Annotated in this window: 1 protein-coding gene; it reads left to right on the top strand. The window is 70.9% G+C overall.

Features of this window, described 5'->3' with window-relative positions; translation table 11 throughout:
- A partial coding sequence (gene mfd, locus IJH84_RS10515; RefSeq protein WP_295143342.1) for a transcription-repair coupling factor occupies positions 1-2,320 on the top strand: 2,320 nt, incomplete at both ends.

Raw genomic sequence — 2,320 nt, 5'->3', positions numbered from 1 at the left:
GGGCACGGCGCAGCGGGCGGTGCAGCAGTTCCGCGAGGCCGAACTGCCGGTGCAGCCCGCCAAGGAGGGCCTGGTCGAGGCGCCGCAGCCCGGTGTGATCACCGTGGTCCGCGGCGGCCTGGAGGACGGTTTCGCGGCTCCGGACGCGGGCCTGGTGGTGCTCACCGAAGCCGACCTGACCGGCGGCCGCGGCGGCACCTCGACCAAGGACATGCGGCGGATGCCGTCCAAGCGGCGCAACGCCGTGGATCCGCTGGCGCTCAAGCAGGGCGATTTCGTGGTGCACGAGCAGCACGGCATCGGCAAGTACGTCGAGATGGTGCAGCGAACTGTCGGCGGTGCGACCCGCGAGTACCTGGTGCTGGAGTACGCCTCCAGCAAGCGCGGCCAGCCGGGCGACAAGCTGTTCGTGCCCACCGACCAGCTCGACGAGGTCTCCCGCTACGTGGGCGGTGAGCTGCCGACGCTGAACAAGCTCGGCGGCTCGGACTGGAAGAACACCAAGGCCAAGGCGCGCAAGGCGGTCAAGGAGATCGCCGCGGAGCTGGTGCAGCTCTACGCCGCCCGCCAGTCCTCGACCGGGCACGCCTTCGGCGCGGACTCCCCGTGGCAGCGCGAGCTGGAGGACGCCTTCCCCTACACCGAGACCGGCGACCAGCTCGCCGCGATCGACGAGGCCAAGTCCGACATGGAGCGCGCGGTGCCGATGGACCGGGTGGTCTGCGGCGACGTCGGCTACGGCAAGACCGAGATCGCGGTGCGCGCGGCGTTCAAGGCGGTGCAGGACGGCAAGCAGGTCGCGGTGCTGGTGCCGACGACGCTGCTGGCCCAGCAGCACCTGAACACCTTCACCGACCGGATGCGTTCCTTCCCGGTGACCATCAAGGGGATGTCCAGGTTCACCGATGCGCGGGAGTCGGAGCAGACCACCGCGGGCCTCGCGGACGGCTCGGTGGACATCGTGATCGGCACGCACCGGCTGCTGCAGACCGGCGTGCGCTACAAGGACCTCGGCCTGGTGATCGTGGACGAGGAGCAGCGCTTCGGCGTCGAGCACAAGGAGCACATCAAGGCGCTGCGCACGCACGTGGACGTGCTGACGATGTCGGCGACGCCGATCCCGCGGACGCTGGAGATGAGCATGGCCGGGATCCGCGAGATGTCCACGATCCTGACTCCGCCGGAGGAGCGGCACCCGGTGCTGACCTACGTCGGCGCCTACGACGAGAAGCAGGTCGCCGCCGCGATCCGCCGCGAGCTGCTGCGCGACGGCCAGGTGTTCTTCGTGCACAACCGGGTGTCGACGATCGAGAAGGCGGCCCGGCACCTGCGCGAGCTCGTGCCGGAGGCGCGGATCGTCACCGCGCACGGGCAGATGAACGAGGACCGGCTGGAGAAGATCATCCAGGGGTTCTGGGAGCGCGAGCACGACGTGCTGGTGTGCACCACGATCGTCGAGACCGGGCTGGACATCTCGAACGCGAACACGCTGATCGTGGAGCGCTCGGACATGCTCGGGCTGTCCCAGCTGCACCAGCTGCGCGGGCGCGTCGGGCGGGCGCGCGAGCGCGGGTACGCGTACTTCCTGTACCCGGGCGAGAAGCCGCTCACCGACACCGCGCACGACCGGCTCGCCACGATCGCGCAGAACTCCGAGCTGGGCGCGGGCATGGCGGTGGCGATGAAGGACCTGGAGATCCGCGGCGCGGGCAACATCCTCGGCGCCGAGCAGTCCGGGCACATCGCGGGCGTCGGGTTCGACCTGTACGTGCGGCTGGTCGGGGAGGCCGTGGAGGCGTTCAAGCAGCACGCGGGCGCGGAACCCGGTTCGGCCGACGAGGAGCTGTCCGAGGTCCGGGTGGACCTGCCGGTGGACGCGCACATCCCGCACGACTACGTGCCGGGGGAGCGGTTGCGGCTGGAGGCGTACCGCAAGATCGCCGCGGCCGTGGATCAGGAGTCGCTGGACGCGGTGCGCGCCGAGCTCGGCGACCGCTACGGGCAGCTGCCGGAGCCGGTGGAACGGTTGCTGAAGGTCGCGCGGTTCCGCCAGGTCTGCCGCGAGTACGGGGTCACCGAGGTGACCTTGCAGGGCTCGTCGCTGCGGGTGGCGCCGATGGAGCTGGCGGACTCGCAGCAGATGCGGCTCAAGCGGCTGTACCCGAAGGCGGTGTACAAGGCGGCGGTGCGCACGGTGTCGGTGCCGCGTCCGACCGAGGGTGCCGCGGGCGGGCGGATCGGCGCACCGCCGTTGCGCGACGTTGCGCTGCTGGAGTGGTGCACGCAGCTGCTCGCGTCGCTGGCCGGAAAGCCCGCCGCG

Origin of the sequence: Saccharopolyspora sp., from assembly GCF_017434145.1 — a bacterium.
Classification (GTDB): Bacteria; Actinomycetota; Actinomycetes; order Mycobacteriales; family Pseudonocardiaceae; genus Saccharopolyspora_C; species Saccharopolyspora_C galaxeae.
The sequence above is the reverse complement of the archived record's forward strand: the minus strand, read 5'-3'. Positions and strand labels throughout refer to the sequence as shown.